The organism is Rhodococcus wratislaviensis, from assembly GCF_041228765.1.
In the GTDB taxonomy this organism is placed as follows: Bacteria; Actinomycetota; Actinomycetes; order Mycobacteriales; family Mycobacteriaceae; genus Rhodococcus_F; species Rhodococcus_F wratislaviensis.
Genome location: NZ_CP150488.1, coordinates 3129541 through 3148212, shown reverse-complemented (window position 1 = coordinate 3148212; position 18672 = coordinate 3129541). Strand labels below are relative to the sequence as shown.

Annotated in this window: 17 protein-coding genes; 7 read left to right on the top strand and 10 right to left on the bottom strand. The window is 67.5% G+C overall.

Features of this window, described 5'->3' with window-relative positions; all coding sequences use genetic code 11:
• The first annotated feature begins 11 nt into the window (after positions 1-11).
• From WKC72_RS14310 to WKC72_RS14300, 3 genes are read left to right on the top strand one after another with little or no spacing between them, the layout of a single operon-like run.
• Complete coding sequence (locus WKC72_RS14310) at positions 12-884, top strand: MetQ/NlpA family ABC transporter substrate-binding protein (protein WP_112298795.1); 873 nt, start codon at positions 12-14, stop codon at positions 882-884.
• Positions 885-1907 carry a methionine ABC transporter ATP-binding protein gene (locus tag WKC72_RS14305; RefSeq protein WP_128641698.1) on the top strand — a complete coding sequence of 341 codons (1023 nt, stop codon included), beginning with the start codon at positions 885-887 and terminating at the stop codon, positions 1905-1907.
• A complete protein-coding gene (locus WKC72_RS14300; protein WP_005252476.1) occupies positions 1904-2566 on the top strand; it encodes a methionine ABC transporter permease in 663 nt (220 codons plus the stop codon). The genes WKC72_RS14305 and WKC72_RS14300 overlap by 4 nt, the downstream gene beginning before the upstream one ends.
• Before the next feature lie 39 nt (positions 2567-2605).
• On the opposite strand, the gene WKC72_RS14295 is transcribed toward WKC72_RS14300, so the two are convergent.
• From WKC72_RS14295 to WKC72_RS14260, 8 genes are all read right to left on the bottom strand, one after another.
• Complete coding sequence (locus WKC72_RS14295) at positions 2606-3433, bottom strand: ABC transporter ATP-binding protein (protein ID WP_370183038.1); 828 nt, start codon at positions 3431-3433, stop codon at positions 2606-2608.
• Positions 3426-4292, bottom strand: a complete 867-nt coding sequence (locus tag WKC72_RS14290) for an ABC transporter ATP-binding protein (protein ID WP_128641696.1) — start codon at positions 4290-4292, stop codon at positions 3426-3428. The genes WKC72_RS14295 and WKC72_RS14290 overlap by 8 nt, the downstream gene beginning before the upstream one ends.
• The gene (locus WKC72_RS14285) at positions 4282-5139 is read right to left on the bottom strand and encodes an ABC transporter permease (RefSeq protein ID WP_370183037.1); all 858 of its coding nucleotides are present in this window, start codon (positions 5137-5139) and stop codon (positions 4282-4284) included. Before WKC72_RS14285 ends, WKC72_RS14290 begins: the two co-directional genes overlap by 11 nt.
• 7 nt (positions 5140-5146) lie before the next feature.
• The gene (locus WKC72_RS14280) at positions 5147-6172 is read right to left on the bottom strand and encodes an ABC transporter permease (protein WP_370183036.1); all 1026 of its coding nucleotides are present in this window, start codon (positions 6170-6172) and stop codon (positions 5147-5149) included.
• Positions 6169-7692: an ABC transporter substrate-binding protein gene (locus WKC72_RS14275; RefSeq protein WP_037226827.1), complete on the bottom strand. Its 1524-nt coding sequence runs from the start codon at positions 7690-7692 to the stop codon at positions 6169-6171. The genes WKC72_RS14280 and WKC72_RS14275 overlap by 4 nt, the downstream gene beginning before the upstream one ends.
• A 35-nt stretch (positions 7693-7727) precedes the next feature.
• The gene (locus WKC72_RS14270; protein WP_370183035.1) at positions 7728-9119 is read right to left on the bottom strand and encodes an LLM class flavin-dependent oxidoreductase; all 1392 of its coding nucleotides are present in this window, start codon (positions 9117-9119) and stop codon (positions 7728-7730) included.
• Positions 9120-9269: 150 nt separating this feature from the next.
• Positions 9270-10634 (bottom strand): aminotransferase class I/II-fold pyridoxal phosphate-dependent enzyme, encoded by a 1365-nt coding sequence (locus WKC72_RS14265; RefSeq protein ID WP_370183033.1) that lies wholly within the window; start codon positions 10632-10634, stop codon positions 9270-9272.
• A gap of 53 nt (positions 10635-10687) precedes the next feature.
• Positions 10688-11386, bottom strand: a complete 699-nt coding sequence (locus WKC72_RS14260) for an alpha/beta hydrolase (protein ID WP_112298802.1) — start codon at positions 11384-11386, stop codon at positions 10688-10690.
• Between the two features lie 219 nt (positions 11387-11605).
• Between WKC72_RS14260 and WKC72_RS14255 the strand changes: the two genes are divergently transcribed.
• From WKC72_RS14255 to WKC72_RS14245, 3 genes are all read left to right on the top strand, one after another.
• Positions 11606-12904, top strand: coding sequence for an O-acetylhomoserine aminocarboxypropyltransferase/cysteine synthase family protein (locus WKC72_RS14255; protein WP_370183032.1), 1299 nt, complete (start codon positions 11606-11608; stop codon positions 12902-12904).
• A 1-nt stretch (position 12905) separates the two neighbouring features.
• On the top strand, positions 12906-13976 hold the full coding sequence (locus WKC72_RS14250; protein WP_370183030.1) for an LLM class flavin-dependent oxidoreductase: 1071 nt from the start codon (positions 12906-12908) through the stop codon (positions 13974-13976).
• 177 nt (positions 13977-14153) lie between these two features.
• On the top strand, positions 14154-15506 hold the full coding sequence (locus tag WKC72_RS14245) for a flavin monoamine oxidase family protein (RefSeq protein WP_370183029.1): 1353 nt from the start codon (positions 14154-14156) through the stop codon (positions 15504-15506).
• Here WKC72_RS14245 and WKC72_RS14240 read toward each other — a convergent pair.
• On the bottom strand, positions 15500-16297 hold the full coding sequence (locus WKC72_RS14240; RefSeq protein WP_037227066.1) for an SDR family NAD(P)-dependent oxidoreductase: 798 nt from the start codon (positions 16295-16297) through the stop codon (positions 15500-15502). The genes WKC72_RS14245 and WKC72_RS14240 overlap by 7 nt on opposite strands.
• Positions 16298-16402: 105 nt before the next feature.
• Positions 16403-17827 (bottom strand): aldehyde dehydrogenase family protein, encoded by a 1425-nt coding sequence (locus WKC72_RS14235; RefSeq protein WP_370183027.1) that lies wholly within the window; start codon positions 17825-17827, stop codon positions 16403-16405.
• A gap of 164 nt (positions 17828-17991) precedes the next feature.
• Between WKC72_RS14235 and WKC72_RS14230 the strand changes: the two genes are divergently transcribed.
• A complete protein-coding gene (locus tag WKC72_RS14230) occupies positions 17992-18570 on the top strand; it encodes a DUF4232 domain-containing protein (protein ID WP_037226813.1) in 579 nt (192 codons plus the stop codon).
• Positions 18571-18672: the final 102 nt, after the last annotated feature.

Genomic DNA, 18672 nt, shown 5'->3' with positions numbered 1-18672 from the left:
GGGGATTTTCCGTGAAGTTCAGCCGTTCTCTCGCCCTTGCCGCCGTTCCACTCCTGGCGGCACTGACAGCGTGCTCCGGTGGATCCGGCGGCGCCGACGGCGACACGGTCCGGATCGGAACCACCGAGGCCAGTGACCGCTCGTGGGAGATCTTCGAGGACAAGGCGAAGGACGCGGGCATCACGCTCGACGTCGTGAACTTCTCCGACTACTCGCAGCCGAACATCGCCCTGTCGCAGGGGCAGATCGACGCCAATCTCTTCCAGCACCTGCAGTTCCTCGGTGAGTACAACACCGGCGCGGACGACGATCTCACCCCGATCGGTGCCACCCAGATCGTGCCGCTCGGCCTGTACTCGCAGAAGCACCAGAGCCTGGCCGCCATTCCGCAGGGCGGCGAGATCGCGATCCCCAACGACCCCAGCAACCAGGCTCGTGCCCTGTTCGTGCTGAAGGGCGCCGGCCTGCTCACGCTGACCGGTGACAACCCGTCCCCGACACCCGCCGACATCGACACGGCTGCGTCCAAGGTGAAGGTGACCCCGGTCGACGCCGCCCAGACGGCGCTGTCGCTCGCATCCGTCGACGGTGCGATCGTCAACAACACGTTCCTGGAGCGTTCGGGCATAGACCCCCAATCGGCTCTCTACAAGGACGACCCGTCCAGCCCTGCCGCCGAGCCGTACATCAACACGTTCGTCACCCGCGCGGAGGACAAGGACAACGCCACCTACCTCGAACTCGTGAAGATCTGGCACGACCCCGAGATCCAGGCCGCCGTGCGCGAGGAGTCGAAGGGAACGTCGGTCGAGGTCGAACGCGACGGTGCCCAACTGCAGCAGATCCTGTCGCGGGTCGAAGAGGGAATTCGTTCGGCCAAGTAGATGACACCGATCGTCCGATTCGAATCCGTCACGAAAACCTTCCAGTCGGGAAGGAAGACTCTCACCGCCGTCGACGCCGTCGATCTCACCATCGAGAGGGGTGAGATCTTCGGGGTCATCGGGTACTCCGGGGCCGGGAAGAGCACGCTGGTTCGGCTGATCAACGGTCTGGAACGCCCGACCAGTGGGCGCGTCGTCGTCGACGACGTCGACATCACCGCGCTGTCGGAATCGAGACTCCGGCACGTGCGCGCGAAGATCGGGATGATCTTCCAGCAGTTCAACCTGTTCCGCTCCCGGACCGTCGCCGGGAACGTGGCCTACCCCCTCGTCGTGGCGGGGTGGCCGCGGCAGAAGCGCCGCGAACGCGTCGCCGAACTCCTCGAGTTCGTGGGTCTCTCCGACAAGGCGCGGGCTTACCCCGACCAGCTGTCCGGCGGGCAGAAGCAGCGCGTCGGGATCGCCCGCGCGCTGGCGACGTCGCCGGACCTGCTGCTCGCCGACGAGTCCACCAGTGCCCTGGACCCGGAGACCACGCAGGACGTACTCCGCCTGCTCCGCAAGGTGAACCGGGAGCTCGGGGTCACGATCGTGGTGATCACGCACGAGATGGACGTCGTCCGGGCCGTCGCGGATCGTGTCGCCGTGCTGGCGGAGGGTCGTGTCGTGGAACTCGGCACGGTGTTCGACGTCTTCTCCGAACCCCAGGCGCCGGCGTCGAAGAGCTTCGTGAGCACGATCCTGCGCAACCGCCCGGAGCCCGCCGACCTGGAACGGCTGCGGTCGCGATTCGGTGGCCGGATCGTCACCGCCGACGTGCGGGACGGCAGCCGGATCGGCGACGTCCTCTCCGACGCGGGCGGGCACGGCGTCCGGTTCGAGATCGTCTACGGCGGCATCACCACCCTGCAGGACCGCTCGTTCGGCAGTCTCACGCTCGAACTCGTCGGTCCCGACGACGGCGTCGACGACGTGATCCGCCGGTTGCGGACCGTCACCGACGTCGAGGAAGTACAGGCATGACCACGAACTGGGACAAGCTGCGCCCCGTACTGTTCGAATCCATCGGCACCACCATCTACATGGTGGTGATCACCCTGGTGGTCGGTGGACTGATCGGGCTCGTTGTGGGCACGCTGTTGTACGCCACGAGGAAGGGCGGGATTCTCCAGAACACGGCCGCCTACACGGTGCTGAACATTCTGGTGAACATCGTCCGGCCGATTCCGTTCATCATTCTGCTCGCCGCGCTGGGGCCCGTGACCCTTGCCGTGGTGGGCCGAACCATCGGAACCGAGGCCGCGATCTTCGTGATGATCATCGCGTCGTCGTTCGCCATCGCACGCATCGTGGAACAGAATCTGGTGACCGTCGACCCCGGCGTGATCGAGGCTGCCCGCGCGATGGGTGCGGGACCCCTGCGGATCATCGTCACCCTGCTCATCCCGGAAGCCCTGGGCCCGTTGATCCTCGGCTACACGTTCGTCCTCATCGGCATCGTCGACATGTCCGCGATGGCGGGGACGATCGGCGGCGGCGGGCTCGGCGACTTCGCCATCGTCTACGGCTACCAGCGATTCAACTGGCAGGTGACCCTCGTCGCCACCCTCGTCATCATCCTGCTCGTCCAGGCCTCCCAGTTCTTCGGCAACTGGCTGGCACGAAAGGCACTGCGCCGCTGACCCGTGAGTACTTGTTAACCGCCCGCGGTTAACAAGTACTCACGGGAGGCGGAGCCTCAGTTCGCGGCGACGTTCCCGCGTCACCGCGCCGCCGCTCAACGTGGGAGCCGAACCGACAAGGAGCGCGGTGTACGGGTGCTGGGGATCGGAGATCACCTGACGGGTCGGTCCGTCCTCGACGATGTTGCCGCGGTACAGCACGACGATCCGGTCGACGAGCGCCGCGACCGCCCCCAGGTCGTGTGAGATGAACAGCTGAGCGAGTTGCCGCGAGTGCCCGAGTTCGGTGAGCAGTTTCAGGATCTGGATGCGGTTGACCGAGTCGAGGGCGCTGACCGGTTCGTCGAGCAGCAGCAGCGCCGGGTCGAGGACGAGGGCCCTCGCGATCGCGATCCGCTGACGCTGCCCACCCGACAGGTCGGCGGGAATCCGCGCCGCGATGCCGGCGTCGAGTCCGACACTGCTCAGTACCGCTGCCACCCGCGACCGCACGACGCCGCGGTCGAGTCCGCCCCGCACGAGCAGTCCCTCGGCGATCGACTCGCCCACCGGAATGTCCGGATCGAGGCTCAGCAGCGGATCCTGGAACACGTATTGGACGGTCCCCGTGCGGCGGTGCGCCCTGCGGTGCGCCGTGGACAGGTCGTCGACGCGCTGCCCGCGGATCTCGATCGACCCGGACGTCGGAGTGATCAGACCGAGAATCGTGCGGGCCAGTGTCGTTTTCCCGGAGCCGCTTTCACCGATGAGTCCCACCTTCTCACCGGCATCGATGGTCAGGTCGACGCCGTGCAGGATCTGCTTGCGGGCCCCCCGGGGCCCACGCTCCACCCGGACGCCGGTCATGCGCAGCAACGACTCAGACACGAGCCGCCTCCTTCCCGGTGAACGACTCGAGCCCGTACTCCCGATGGTTCTCGACGAGTTGGCGGGTGTACTCGTGTCGGGGCGCGGTGAGCAGGTCCTCCGCACGCCCCGACTCGACGACGGCGCCGTCCCGCATCACGATCACGCTGTCGCAGACCTGAGCGACCACGGCGAGGTCGTGCGAGACGAGGACGAGGGCGAGGCCCAGTTCGTCGCGCAGGTCCTCGAGGAGGTCGAGCACCTCGGCCTGAACGGTGACGTCCAGGGCTGTGGTCGCCTCGTCCGCGATCAGGAGTTCCGGTTCCGCGGACACCGCGATCGCGATGAGCACGCGCTGAAGCATTCCCCCGGACAGTTCGTGCGGGTACTGGCGGTACACGGTGTCGGCGTCGTTCAGCCCCATCTTCCGGAACAGTTCGACGCCGCGCCGCCGGGCGTCCGCGCGGGACAGGCCGAGGGTCGACCGGAGCGCCTCGGCCAGTTGTTCACCGACCCGGATGGACGGGTTCAGATAGGACGCCGGGTCCTGGAACACCGCGGAGATGCGGGTTCCGCGCAGTGGCCGCCAGTCTTTGCGACCGAGGTCGGTGAGTTCGATGCCGTCGAAGTCGATCGAGCCTGCGGTGACGTCGATTCCGCCGGGCAGGATTCCGAGGATGGCGCGGCAGGTCAGCGACTTGCCGCTGCCCGATTCGCCGACGATCCCGAGGGCTTCGCCGCGCGCGAGGGAGAAGTCGACGCCGTGGACCAGTTCGGTTCCGTCGTCGAGTGCGATGCGCAGATCGCTCACGGTGAGCACCCGCCTGTCGGGGCGCGTAATTGCGGGTGCCGACGTGGCATCCAATGTGTCAGTGGACATCCGAGGTGACCTCCTGTTTCCCGCGGGCGCGGCGTTGGGGTTGCCCCGTTACATCCCGCAGCGCGTCGGCGATGGCGTTGAGCGCCCACACGGTCGCCACGATCAACAGGGCGGGGACGACGGGGCCGAACGGAACCTGGTAGAGGTACTGCAATCCGCTGGCGAGGAGTCCGCCCCACGTCGGGTCCGGCGGAACGACGCCGATCCCGAGGAACGTCAGCGAAGACACGATGACGAGGCTGGCTCCGGTCATCGCCGCGAACGTCACCCCCACCGCAGGCAGCACCTTGCGCACCGCGTGACGACGGATGATCCAGGACGTGTCGGCGCCCATCAGTTCGGCGGCCTCGACGTACTGGGAGTTGGCCACGGTCAGTGCCGCGGCACGCGTGACCCGGTAGAACGCGGGTGCGATGAGGATGCCGACCGCGAACATCGCCTGCGCGAGCCCGTTTCCGAGCAGCGCGGTCATCGCGACGGCGAACACGAGGAACGGCAGCGTGATGAGCGCATCCATCAACCGGAGGGTGAACCATTCCACGCCGCGCCCGAGGTACACCGACAGGAAGCCCGGGATCACGCCGAGGAGGAATCCGACCACGACGCATTGCAGTGCGGACAGCACCGACACGGTCGAACCCGCCAGAAGCCGGCTGGACACGTCCCGTCCGACGTTGTCCGTCCCGAGCCAGTGAGTTCCACTCGGGCCCTGCAGGATCGCCGACGTGTCCTGCTCGAGCGGGTCGAACGGCGCGAGGGCGGGCCCGAACACCGCGAGGACCACGATCAGCCCGAGGACGACCACCGCGGCGCGAGCGGAGTGGTAGCGCAGGATTGCTGTGAGCATGGGATTTTCAGTCTCTCCGCTTGGTTGCCGGCTGCAAGACGCTCTGGGCGACGTTGACGACGATGTTGCAGAACAGCACGAACACGATCGCCACGACGAGCGTTCCCTGGACGATGGGAACGTCTCCGCGCAGCGCGGAGTCGGCGGCGAGGCGACCGAAGCCAGGCATGGAGAACATGGTCTCCATCACGACGGCGCCGCCGATGAGCGTGGGGATCTTCATACCCAGGATGGACAGCGCGGGACCGCTGCCGTTGCGCAGTGTGTGCACGAACAGGATCCGGGACGGACCGATACCCCGGACCACCGCGCCGGTGACGTAGTTCTGGTCCAGCTCCGCGACCAATCCGGTGCGGAGTTGTCGCGCGATGTCGGCGACGACGTCCATGCTCAACGCGATCGCGGGCATGATGATCAGCGACAGCCAGCGGCCGAAGTCCTCGTCCGGCGGGACGTACCCGGCCGACGGCAGCCAGTGCAACCCGACGCTGAGGACGAGGATCAGTCCGATCGAGATGACGAACGGCGGCAGCGTCGAGGCCACCGACGTGTAGGCGGTGATCAGCCGGTCGATCAGGCTGCCCTTGTAGACGGCGGCGAGCACACCGAGTCCGACACCGAGGACGAGTCCGATGACCAGAGCCACACCCGCAATCGAGGCGCTGACGGCCAGCCGCTCGCCGATCAACTCGCTGACCGGGATCTTGCTGAACCACGAGACCCCGAGGTCGCCGCTCAGCATGCTCGACATCCAGTCGACGTACTGCTGCCAGACCAGCTTGTCCAGCCCGAATTCGGCGTTGATGCGGGCGATCGTCTCCGGCGTCGCGGCGTCGCCGGCGATCCCGGCGGCCGGATTCAGCCCGCTGGCCGCGCCGAGCAGGAAGGTGATCAGGGTGGAGAACAGGAAGACCGGGACCACGATCAGCACGGTACTCAGCACGACCCGCAGCGCCGTGCCGAGCGCGCCCGCAGGCACCGGGAGAGCGAATGTCCTCCCGGTGCCTGCGGCCTGGACGTCGGCGGTGGTCACGAGACCGTGACGCCTTCCCACCGCACCTGGGACGGCAGGATGTTCAGGTTCTTCAGGTCCGGGTTGGACACGATGATCCACGGATTGCTGAAGATGTAATTCGTCGGCGACTGCTCGACACCGACCTTGACGGCCTGCCACAGCCGCGGCTTGTACTCCGGGTCCTCGAGGGGCGTGCGACGCACGGCGTCGAGCGCGGCAGTGAACTCCGGCGACGCGTGCGGGCCGCTGAGGTTCATGATGCCTTCCGGACCGTAGACGGCGAGCAGATTCTGCACCGGGGATTCACGCCCGATGGTGCCGTCCGTCGCCAGCTGCGGGTTCTTCGCGATGTAGACCTCGCTCTGCCACGTCGACGATCCCGGCGGCACCACCTTGATGGTGGACTCGACGCCGATCTTCTTCAGCTGCGACTGCACCAGCTCCGCCCGGTTGGTGGCCGCCGACTGCGCGGTGATCTCGATCGACAACTGTCCGGGACCGAAGCCCGCCTCGGTGAGGAGACGAGATGCCTTGTCGGGATCGTAGTTCCAGAGCTTCTCGATCTCCGGGTTGAACGCGAGGTATCCCTCCGGGAACGGCTGGCTCGTCGTGCTGCCCAACCCGTTCGTGATGACGTCGACGAACGCCTGGCGGTCGAATGCGTAACGGAACGCCTCGACGACCTTCGGATTGTCGAACGGGGCCTTGTTCAGGTTGATGGACACGTCGTTCGCGGCCAGCGACGGCTTCACGGTGACATCGAGACCCGCGGCCTCGGCTTCCTTGGACTGCAGGGCCGGCAGCGTCGCGAAATCGATGGAGCCGGACTGGACCCCGGCGACGAGTGTGGCCGGGTCCGGGGCGACGCTGAGTTCGAAGTGGTCGATGTGGATGTTCTCGGCGTCCCAGTAGTTCGGGTTCTTCTCGAAGTACGCGTGATCCTCGGCGACGAAATCGGTGATCCGGAAGGGACCGGCGCCGACCGGCCACACACTGAGCTTCTGCGGGTCGGCGGCCGCGGTCGGGCTGGCGATCGCACCGGTGCGCCCGGCGACCAGGTACGGGATCTGGTAGTCGGCGTCGGCCAGGTGCAGTGTGACGTCGGTGGCGCTGTCGGCCGTGGTCTCGGTGACACCGGCGAGTTGATCGCGCAGGAACGAGTCGTCCTGGGTCTTGCCGCGGTCGAAGAACGCCTTGACCGCCGGGGCGTCGAGGGTGGTCCCGTCGGAGAAGGTGAGACCGTCACGCAGGGTGAACGTCACGGCGGTGCCGTCGGCGTTGTACTTCCAGCTCTCGGCGAGTGACGGTTCGACGTTGCCCTCGGCGTCGAGCCGGGTCAGCGACGCGTACGCGAGGCTGATCGTGTTGATGTCGTTTCCTGTCCGGCTCGTCACCGGATCCCAGGAGGTGGGGAGGTTGAACGCCCACTTGACCTCGGCGCCGTCCGAGCTGCTGCCGCCACCGCACGCGGTGGCAACGAGCCCGACGATCACTCCGAGTACTACGGCGCCGACGATCCGCCGGCTCTTCTTGCTCACTGGGTGCTCCTGACCATGCAGAGGGGGGTGGTGATTCAGACGCTCGCGGGCAGCGATGCGGCGGTGCCGGGCAGCGGGGCGGGGTCGATTCCCGCACGCCGCGCCCGGGTGTAGCGGTTCTCCGCGAACGGCAGGCCGAGGTTGCCGCGCAACGTGTTCTGCTCGTAGTCCTCCCGGACGACCCCGCGCTCACGCAGGATCGGCAGCACCTCGTCGACGAAGCGCTGAAACTGTGCCGGGTGGCCGATGTGGATGTTGATGCCGTCGAGGGCGTGGCCGTCCAGCCAGCGCTGCAGTTCGTTCGCGACGGTCTCGGCGCTGCCCGTGAACGGTGACGTCTTCGGCGCGCTGAGCGCCTCGACCGTCTGCCGCAGCGTCAGCCCGCGGTCGGCGGCGAGGTCGGCGATCTTCTTCGCCTGCGTGTAGAAGCTGCGCTCGGCGTGCTGCAGTGCCTCGGCGGGGAACGGCGCGTCGAGGTCGTACTGCCGGAAGTCGTGCCAGCCGAAGGGCCGGCCGAGTTCCCGGAGGGACTTTCCGAAGTCGTTGTCCGCCAGCTGGGTTGCGCGTTCGATCTCGCGTGCGTCGGTGTCGGTGTCGCCCACGGTGACGCTGACTCCCGGCAGGATCACGATGTCCTCGGGAGCGCGCCCGTAGGCCGCGGCGCGGGTCTTGATGTCGGCGTAGAACGCGGCGCCCGCCTCGAAACTCGGCGCGTGCGTGAAGATCCCGTCGGCGATGCGCGCTCCGAGGTCGCGGCCCTGGTCGGAGTCGCCGGCCTGGAAGATCACCGGCTGCCCCTGCCGCGAGCGTTCGATGTTGAGCGGGCCCACCACCGAGAAGTGCTCACCCCGGTGATCGAGGGTGTGCAGCTTGTCCGGGTCGAGGAAGCGGCGGGCCTCCCGGTCGCGCGGAAACGCGTCGTCCTCGTAGGAGTCCCACAGAGCCTTGACGACCTCGACGTGTTCGAGGGCCCGGCCGTAGCGGGTGGCGTAGTCGTAATGCTCCTCGAGGCCGTAGTTTCCGGCGGTACCCGAGTCGCCACTGGTGACCACGTTCCAGCCGGCACGGCCGCGGCTGATCAGGTCGAGGGACGCGAACCGTCGCGCGAGGTTGAACGGTTGGTTGAACGACGTGGTCAGTGTTCCGACGAGCCCGATGTGTTCGGTGGCCACCGCGAGCGCGGACAGCAGCGTCAGCGGCTCGAGCCGGTTCAGGTAGTGCGGGGGCGAGTCCGGGGTGATGAACTGGCTGTCGACGATGAACACGAGGTCGAACCGCGCCTGCTCGGCCAGCCGCGCGTACCGGATGTACCAGTCGATGTCGACGCTCGCGTCGGCGGGAATCTCCGGGTCCAGCCAGGTGTACGGGTGCCCGGGCCCACCCGTGGGGGTGAGGACAGCGCCCAATTTCAGTTGCCGTCTCGTCATGTTCTCGCTCCTTCGTCGTCCGCCGTCAGGCACCTGCCTCGGCACGCCGCGTTGAAGTGTATGGAGCAAACAGACGCGTGCAGAGTATTAAATTCTCGATGTTTCAAAACATACTTCGTATGTCCCGCAGGGCTGTCGAACAAAGTCCGATCAGTCGAAGAACTCGCGTGACGACTCCGCGACGGCCACCGCGACGACGTCGGCGAGTTGCCCGATCAGGTCCGGGTCGTCGGGCAGTTGGGTGGCCGACAGGCGCAGGAGTTGACGCGCGGGCGCCTGCACGAACGAGCGGGAGCCGCCCCCCACGGAGATGCCCTGCCGCGCCAACGCGACGAGGGCGGCGGTCTCGTCCGACACCGTGACCCACACGACCAGACTGTGCGGGCCCGCGAAAGCCTCGATACCACGGTCGATCAGCGCCTCCAGCAGCGACGTGCGTCTGGACGCGTAGCGCTCGTGCGCCGCCGTGACCGCGTGCTCGGCGTCGGCGCTGCCGATCAGATGGGCGAGGGTGTTCTGCAGGATCCGGCTGTTCGAGCCGACTCCGTGACTGCGCACCTTCATCGCCTTCTCGATCAGTTCGCGGGACCCGCCGAGAACGGAGGTCCGCACATCGATCCCATATGCCTTGCAGTAGCTGCGGATCCGGACGACACGCTGCGGCAGTACCGATCCCAGAGAGGGAGGTTGCTGCGGTTCGAGCGGTCCGATCGAGTCGTCCTCCACGACCCACACCGCCGGATGCCGCCGCAGCACCTCGGCGAGTTCACTCGTGCGCCTCGCACTGACCGCATGATCGACGGCGAACGGCGCACCGGGTTGGAACACGAACGCCACCGCGCCGGCGGTCAGGGCCGCGTCGAGAGCGTCCGGCCGGGGGCCGTCGCGGTCCGCGCCGACACCGACCGCATCCAGGCCCAGGTCGCGGAGGGTGTCGAGAACACCCGGGCCCAGGGGCTCGTCGACGGCCACCATCGAACCGGGTGGCGCTGCCGCCTCCACGGCCAGCAACAGGGCCTCGGTGCCACCGCCCGCCGTGGCCCAGGCCTCGGGTTCGAACGGCCAACCCGGGGCGACGGCATTCCTCAACCGCTCGGTCATCAGTTCGCGGCCGAAAACATTCAGCGTCTCGGCGTCCAGACTGGACAACAAAGCGTCGGACAGGGACGGCTGCAGAGCCAGGTCGGGCGCATTCTGCGCCAGGTCGACGCCACGCCAGTCGGGTATGCCGCGCTCGGGCACGCTGTCGAGCGGCGGAAGAACGACGGTGCCGCCGCGGCGGCGGGTCTGCACGAACCCCTGTTCCTGCAGCCGGCCCCAGGCGCTGATAATCGCGCCGACACTGAGATCGGTCGACTTCGCGAGTGCGCGGACGGTCGGCAGGCGATCGCCGGGGCTGAGCTCACCCGACCTGATGAGGTCGGCGACGGCATCGGCCAGTTCCGTGGTGCGGCCGTCGATCCGCTCGAGCAACCACTCCGGAGCAATCGTCTCCGACTCCAGCACCGCTGACATCCACACCCCTTCGATCGACAACCACTACCGGCCCCGCGCCCCGCGAGTCCGGGTCACTGCGCGAGTGCCCCGGCCGGTTCGCGGAGGATGATGTCGGGAATGCCGGGCAGGCGCAGGCGCTCGAGGAACTGCACGATCTCCGCGGCGACCGACCGGTGGGACACGTCGTTGAGGATGTCGTGCCGCCCCTCGTGGACGACGACGACCCGGGCGTCGGGCAACGCGGACGTGACGGCGAGAACATCCGCCGACGGGCTCAGGGCGTCGGCGCCTCCGTGCACGACGAGGACGGGAACCTGCACGTGGTTCAGCGAATCCGCCGTGGCCACCGGCGCCTCCGCACCGAGCGTTCCCCGCTCGAGAGCGTCGGCCGAGGACAGGACCCCCCGATGCACGGGACACGCGGAACGGATCTCGAGTTCGCCGTCCCACTCTCCGGTGAAGGCGTCGGCGCTCGCCACGAGAAGACCGGCTGCCACCACCCCGGACACGGCCGGATGCGTCGCGGCGAGGTCGAGGGCGGTCAGGGCGCCACTGTCCGACCCGACGACGGTGAGCGGGAGATCGGTGGCGGCATCGTCGATCACCCGGGCAGTCGCAGCGGGATCGTTCTCCACTACCGCGACACGGTAACCATCGAAGGCGATCCGGCGGGCGAACCGGCGGTACACGTGAGCATGCTCACCGCGGCCGGCGACGACGATCACCGAGCCACGCACAGTCGCTTCGGGTTCCAGCCAGTCGATGTCCACTGATTACCTCATTCGGGGGGTTGTTCGCAGGATTGACTGCGTCACCCTGACCCACACGCGCGAGGTCGAACAAGACTAAAGCTCGAGCAGAACAAAACGCGTGCCTTCTCGCCGCGCTTCGTGTTTTGTTCCGAACATATTCGTTTTGCTCTGCCACTCCCCCGCTTTCTCATTCACTCAGACCCCATCAGACGTATCGACGAAGGGACAGGCACACCGATGCCCGAGACCACAGGGTTCGCGACCCGGCAGGTCCGCACCGGCTATCAACCCGGAACGCCGCAGAACACCGCGATCCCCCCGATCTACCAATCGGTTGCCTACGACTTCGGCAGCTTCGAACAGGCCCGGGACATCTTCTCTCTCCGCCGGAGAGGGAACCTGTACAGCCGCACCGGGAATCCCACCCAGGCCGTGTTCGAGCAGCGCCTCGCCGATCTCGACGGTGGCGTCGCCGCCCTGGCCACGGGATCCGGGCAGTCCGCCGTCGCGGTCGCACTTCTCACGCTCGCCAAGTCCGGGCAGCACATCGTCGCGGCTCGGCAGTTGTACGGGGGAACCGTCGATCTCCTCACCGACACGTTCGCGGACTTCGGGATCGAGGTCACGCTCGTCGATCAGGACGACCTCGACGCCTGGCGTGCGGCCGCGCGTCCCGAGACCAGGGCCTTCTTCGCCGAGACGATCGGCAACCCCGTCGCCTCCGTGCTCGACGTCCGGGCCGTGGCCGACATCGCGCACCAGGCGGGGGTCCCGCTGATCGTCGACAACACGATCGCCACCCCGTACCTGCTGCGCCCGAAGGATTTCGGAGCCGACATCACCGTCTACTCGGCCACCAAGTTCATCGGTGGGCACGGCAGTTCGCTGGGCGGTGTGATCGTGGACCTCGGCACGTTCGACTTCGGCGCGGAACCGCAGCGGTGGACCCAGTTCACCGAGCCCTACCCCCGCATCGGCGACCTCGTGCTGTGGGAGGAGTTCGGCCGCGAGCGAAGCGCCTACCTGGTCTACGCGAAGACGAAGATCGTCCACGATCTCGGTCCCGCACTGTCCCCGTTCAATTCGTTCCAGCTGCTGCAGGGGCTGGAGACGCTGGACCTGCGGCTGGAACGGCAGGTCGGTTCGGCGCTGGCGATCGCCCACTTTCTCGACGGTCATCCCGCGGTCGCGAAGGTGAACTACCCCGGACTGCCGGACAACCGGTGGCACGACGCCGCCCAGCGGTACCTGCCGCGCGGCGCCGGCTCGGTCTTCTCCTTCGATCTCGCCGTCGACGACTCGAAGGTGGCGAAGTTCATCGACTCGCTGCAACTGTTCGCCATCGTCGCCAACATCGGCGACGCCCGTTCGCTGGTAGTGCACCCCGCCACCACCACGCACAGCCACCTCGGCGACACACAACTCCGGGACGCCGGATTCGGCTACCGCACCGTCCGATTGTCGATCGGACTGGAAAACCTGGAAGACCTCGTCGACGATCTGCGTGCTTCGCTCGACGCCATCACGGAGGAATGACATGCACTTCGGCTACTGGACGCCCATCTACGGCGGCTTCCTGCGCAACCTCGGCGACGAAGGGATGCCCGCCACCTGGGACTACGTCAAGAAGCTCTCCCAGCTCGCCGACCGGCTCGGATACCACACCACCCTCGTGCCCGAGCTCTATCTCAACGACCGCAAGGGCGTCGACGCGCCCAGCCTCGAGGCGTGGTCGCTGTCGTCGGCGATCCTCGCGGTCACCGAACAGCTCCGGGTGATGACCGCAGTGCGACCCGGATTCCACCTGCCTGCGGTCACCGCGAAGGAATCGGCGACGATCACCGACATCGCCGGAACAACCGAGGCCGGTGCGGCACGGTTCGCGCTCAACGTCGTCGCCGCCTGGTGGGAGGAGGAAGCCCGGCAATACGGCGGCGCCTTCACCCGGCACGACGACCGATACCGGCAAGCCACCGAATTCGTCGACGTTCTCCGTGGGCTCTGGGAGCACACCCCGTTCACCTACCAGGGCGAGCATTTCAGCGTGCGCGACGCGATCCTGTCTCCGAAACCCGGCATCCATCCCCCGGTCTTCGCCGGCGGGGAGAGCGAGAGCGGCCGCGAATCGATCGCGACGTTCGCCGACTCGTACGTGCTGCACGGCGGCACCGTCGACGAGGTGCGGACGAAGATCGCGGACATGAACGCCCGGTCGCAGCGAATCCACCAGCGGGACATGGCCGAATTCGGCATGTCCACGTACATCATCGTGCGCGACACCGAAGCCGAAGCCCGCGCCGAACTCGAACGCATCACCACCGTCGACCCGCACTCGCCCGGATACGCCTCGTTCGAAGAGTTCGTGAAGAACTCCGAACTCGACGTCGAGTTGTCGAAGCGCGAGTACTCCGTCGGCACGCGCGGACTGCGCCCCGATCTCGTCGGCACACCGGAACAGGTCGCCGAGAAGATCCGCGCCTACCAGGGCGCCGGTCTCACCCTGCTGCTCATCCAGTGCTCCCCCGCACACGAGGAACTCGAGCGCATCGCCGAGCAGGTGTTCCCGCTCGTCCCCGCCCGTGAGTACTTGTTAACCACGGGCGGTTAACAAGTACTCACGAGCGCAGCACTTGACCGCACGACTCGCCGCGAGTAAGGATGAAGATGTTCTGTGCGCGGCGATTTCATTCCCGGAGAGAGGAATTCACACCCCCAGGACCAATGGCGGCGCACCCATTACATACGGCCGCACGAGGGCCGCGCGCGGAGCGCGAGGGGATTTGCCATGGCAGACATCGAGGTCGACTATTGCGTCGTCGGCGCCGGATTCGCCGGATTGACGGCGGCACTGCGCCTGAAACAGGCCGGACGATCGGTCGCGCTCCTGGAGGCGCGTGACCGGATCGGCGGGCGAACCTTCACCGAAGTCCGCGAGGACGGTTCGTGGATCGATCGGGGCGGTGCGTGGATCGGGCCGGGACAGGACCGGATCTACGCCCTGATGGACGAATTCGGCGTCAAGAGTTACAAGCAGTACACCGACGGCGAGGCGATGATGGTCGTCGACGGCAAGCAGTACCGGTACAAGGGCACGATTCCCCTGACGATGAGCCCCTGGGCCGCCGCCAATCTCGGCGCCGTGTTCGTCGAACTCGGTGAGATGTGCAAGTCGATCCCGCTGGACGCGCCGTGGGAGGCGAAGAAGGCGGCCAAGTGGGACGCGATCAGCCTCGCCAAGTGGCTCGGCGACAACACGCTGTCCAGGCCCGCCCACGACCTTCTCGAGACCGCCATCGCCGGTTGCTACACGTCCGCGGCGTCCGAGGTGTCGATGCTGTTCGTCCTGTACCAGATGGCGTCCGGCGGCGGTCCGAGTTTCGTTCTCGGTGTGAAGGACGCTGCCGAGGATGCGCGGCCGGTCGGCGGGATGGGTGCCGTCTACCGTCCGATGGCAGCGGAGATCGGTGACGCCCTCCATCTGTCGCAACCCGTGCGGGACATCGCGCAGGACGGCGACGGCGTGACCGTCCGATCCGCGGACATGGCCGTGCGGGCACAGCGGGCGATCGTCGCGGTGCCCCTCGCGATCGCGAGCCAGATCCTCTACGAGCCGCTGCTTCCGATGGATCGGGCCTTCCTCCATCAGAGAATGCCGAGTGGCGCGGTCATGAAGATCGCCGTCCTCTACGACGAACCCTTCTGGCGCGCCGACGGTTTGTCCGGGCAGTCGGCGGCACCCGACTCCCCCGCGACGATCACCATCGACGCCAGCACGGACACGGGACGTCCCGGTGTTCTGTGCGTCATCGTCGAGGGACCGATCGCCCGCAAGCTGGGGACGCTGCCGCAATCGGAACGCAAGAACCAGGTGCTCGGCGAGTTGACCTCGAGGTTCGGAAAAAAGGCAGCCTCCCCCGTCGACTACATCGAGCAGAACTGGAGCGTCGAGCGCTACTCCGGCGGCGGCATGCTCAGTCATGCGCCGACGGGTGTGCTCACCCAATTCGGGCACGCCCTCCGCAAGCCCTGCGGTCGCATTCACTGGGCAGGCACGGAGAGTTCGTCCGTGATGTGCGGCTGGGTCGACGGGGCCGTCCGATCCGGGGAGCGCGCCGCCCGGGAGGTCACCGCTCAGTAATAGACAGCGCCCGGAGCGCCCCCGCCGACGGCCACCGCGTCGCCGGTGATCCCGACACTGCGCGGTGACGCCAGGAACGTGACGACGTCCGCGACCTCGCTCGCGTCGATCAGCCGGTGGATCGAGTTGGTGGCCAGCCGCGACTCCAACTCGGCGACCGGCACCCCTTCTTCCTCGGACTGTGCCGCGAGCCGGTCGACGAGGCGTTCCGTCCGCGTCAGTCCCGGATGGACCACGGTGACGTTGACGCCGTGGGGCCCGAGTTCGTCGGCGAGATTCTTCGTCAGCGCCGACACACCGACGTTCCGCACGGTCTGCGCGATGGAGTTGGCCTGGCGGGCACCGAGCCCGCTGATATTGATGATCCGTCCCCACCCCTGCTCCACGAGGTGCGGTGCCACGGCACGGGCGGTCCGCAGGTAGCCGAGCACCTTGATCTCGAGTTCGGCGCGCACCACGTCGTCGGTGGTGGAGGCGAAATCGCTCGGCTTGCCGGCGCTCCACGGTGTGGCCGCGGCGTTCACCAGAATGTCGACGCCGCCGAGTTCGTCCACCGTCCGCTGCACGAGGGCGCGCACCGAATTCTCGTCGCCGGTGTCGGTGGGTACCCCGATCACCCGCCGCCCGGTCTCCTGCGACAGCGTCTTCGCCGCCAATTCCAGCGCCTCGACACCCCTGGCCGCGAGCACGACGTCGACCCCCTCCGACGCGAGGCTGCGGGCGATCGCGAGACCGATTCCGCGGCTGCCGCCGGTGACGACGGCCCGCTTGCCGCCCAGACCGAGATCCATGTAGTTCTCCTCTATTCCGCTGTCCACCCCTCGGTTCGAGGGTAGGGCGGCGACGGTCGGGAGTCACGGATTCGGTTCAGCGTGAGGCCAATTGCGCTCCGCCGCCTACCGTTGAATCGACTTGATCTCGAGGAACTCCTCGAAGCCGAGGACGCCGGCCTCGCGGCCGATGCCCGACTGCTTGTACCCGCCGAACGGGGCGTTGGTGTTGAACGCCCCGCCGTTCACCTCGACCTGACCGGCACGTAGCTGACGTGCGACGCGGTCGGCACGATCCTGGTCATCGGACCAGACGCCGGCGGCGAGTCCGTACTCCGTCGCGTTGGCGATACGCACCGCGTCGTCCTCGTCCCGGTACCCGATGATCGACAGGACGGGGCCGAAGATCTCCTCCTTGGCGATGGTCATGTCCTCGGTGACACCGGCGAACACGGTGGGTCCGACGAAGTAGCCGGATTCCTGGCCGGTCTCCCGGCCGTCGACGACGGCGCGGGCGCCTTCCGCGATGCCCTGTTCGATGTAGCCGCGCACCCGCTTCAGCTGGTTCGAGTTCACCAGCGGCCCCAGCACCGACGTGGCGGCCGTGGGATCGCCGACGGAGTAGTTCTGCGCGACCTGCGCCGCGATGGCGGCGGCCTCGTCCACCTTGTCCGCGGGGACCAGCATCCGAGTCAGTGCCGAGCAGGTCTGACCGGAGTTGAGGAAACACTTGGCGACGCCGTCGGTGACTGCCTTCGTCAGGTCGGCGTCGTCGAGGATGACGTTGGCCGACTTACCGCCCAGCTCGAGTGCCACCTTCTTCACCGTCTCGGCCGCAACCACCGCGACCCTCTTGCCCGCGCGGGTGGAGCCGGTGAACGAGACCATGTCCACCTCGGGGTGGCCGGCAATCGCCTCGCCCACGACCGGCCCGAATCCGCTGACGAGGTTGAACACGCCTGCCGGCAGACCGATTTCGTCGAAGACGTCTGCGAGCGCGTAGGTGGCGAGCGGCGCCACCTCGGTCGGCTTGAGCACCACGGTGCATCCCGCGGCCAGAGCACCGCCGACCTTGAGCACCACCTGGTGGAGCGGGAAGTTCCACGGGGTGATCGCACCGACGACACCGATCGGCTCGCGCACGATCAGGGAGTTGCCCACCTCATGAGCGTCGAAGTCGTAGGTGGCGGCGAGTTCGGCGAAGGCGGCGAGGTTCGCGAGCGGCATTCCGATCTGGATGGGCTTCGCGAATCCCAGCGGCATGCCCATGTCCTCGGATACGAGGGCGGTGAAGTCGTCGAGGCGCTCCTGGATCAGGGCAGCAGCCTTCCGGAGGTACTCGCCACGTTCCTTGCCGCTGAGCGCGGACCATGCGGGAAAGGCCGCTCGCGCAGCTGTCGCGGCGCGATCGACGTCGTCGGCAGTGCCCTCGGCGACCACCGCGATGACCTCCTCGGTAGCCGGATTCACCACGTCGATCCGGCCCGTTCCCTGCGAATCGACCCAGGACCCGTCGATGTAGATCTTGGTCCGATCCAGAACTTCGCTCATCGGTCAACCTCCAGTGAAAGTGTCGCGGATCCCCTGCGCCCCGCAGCCTACGACCGGAACCCTCCGGCAAGGGGCGAATGCGATCTCCCCGAACCACCCACCGGGACGGCACCGATCGCGGACCATCGACGTACCGCAGCACATCAGCGAAGAGGAGCGATCGGATGCGCACGCAGTCACCGGCACGCACCCTTCTCGGCGTGGTCGGAATCGCCGCCGTGCTCACCGCCTCGGCGTGCGGCTCGACGGACGAGACCGGGACCGCCGAACCCTCACGTGACATCACCTCCACGAGATCCGCGCCCACCGAGACGACCGCACCGCACCCCGACCGCTGCCTGATCGGCGAACTGCAGGTGACGCTCGGACAGGCGAGTGGGGCCGCCGGATCTCAGGAGATCCCGCTCGTCTTCACCAACACCGGCACCCGCGACTGCGTCCTCCACGGTTACCCGGGGGTGTCCTACGTCGCGGCCCCGGACGGTCCGCAGGTGGGTGCCGCAGCCGATCGAGACGGGGGAGCCGAGACTCCGGTGACGGTTGCTCCGGGCGCACGGGCCACCGCAGCGGTGCGTGCCACGGTGGTGCAGAACTATCCGGCCGAGACGTGTGGACCCACCCCCGTGGCCGGGTTCAGGGTGTACCCACCGAACGACACGGGGTCGGTGTTCCTTCCCTACCCCACCACCGGATGTGCGCAGACCGGGGTGAAACAGCTGTCGGTGCAGCCCGTGACCGGGTGACCTGGTTCACCCGCGTCGGGTGAATCGGCTCACCCCGGCCCCGACCTACCGTCGGGCTACCGACTCGCGTAGCAGGAAGGCGGAGGCATGTTCGAGATCATC

Bases quoted from the DNA above. Each gene is read 5' to 3' on its own strand.
- WKC72_RS14305 (WP_128641698.1), top strand. From the start codon at position 885: ATGACACCGATCGTCCGATTCGAATCCGTCACGAAAACCTTCCAGTCG.
- WKC72_RS14300 (WP_005252476.1), top strand. From the start codon at position 1,904: ATGACCACGAACTGGGACAAGCTGCGCCCCGTACTGTTCGAATCCATC.
- WKC72_RS14290 (WP_128641696.1), bottom strand. From the start codon at position 4,292: ATGTCCACTGACACATTGGATGCCACGTCGGCACCCGCAATTACGCGC.
- WKC72_RS14285 (WP_370183037.1), bottom strand. From the start codon at position 5,139: ATGCTCACAGCAATCCTGCGCTACCACTCCGCTCGCGCCGCGGTGGTC.
- WKC72_RS14270 (WP_370183035.1), bottom strand. From the start codon at position 9,119: ATGACGAGACGGCAACTGAAATTGGGCGCTGTCCTCACCCCCACGGGT.
- WKC72_RS14265 (WP_370183033.1), bottom strand. From the start codon at position 10,634: ATGTCAGCGGTGCTGGAGTCGGAGACGATTGCTCCGGAGTGGTTGCTC.
- WKC72_RS14255 (WP_370183032.1), top strand. From the start codon at position 11,606: ATGCCCGAGACCACAGGGTTCGCGACCCGGCAGGTCCGCACCGGCTAT.
- WKC72_RS14250 (WP_370183030.1), top strand. From the start codon at position 12,906: ATGCACTTCGGCTACTGGACGCCCATCTACGGCGGCTTCCTGCGCAAC.
- WKC72_RS14245 (WP_370183029.1), top strand. From the start codon at position 14,154: ATGGCAGACATCGAGGTCGACTATTGCGTCGTCGGCGCCGGATTCGCC.
- WKC72_RS14240 (WP_037227066.1), bottom strand. From the start codon at position 16,297: ATGGATCTCGGTCTGGGCGGCAAGCGGGCCGTCGTCACCGGCGGCAGC.
- WKC72_RS14235 (WP_370183027.1), bottom strand. From the start codon at position 17,827: ATGAGCGAAGTTCTGGATCGGACCAAGATCTACATCGACGGGTCCTGG.
- WKC72_RS14230 (WP_037226813.1), top strand. From the start codon at position 17,992: ATGCGCACGCAGTCACCGGCACGCACCCTTCTCGGCGTGGTCGGAATC.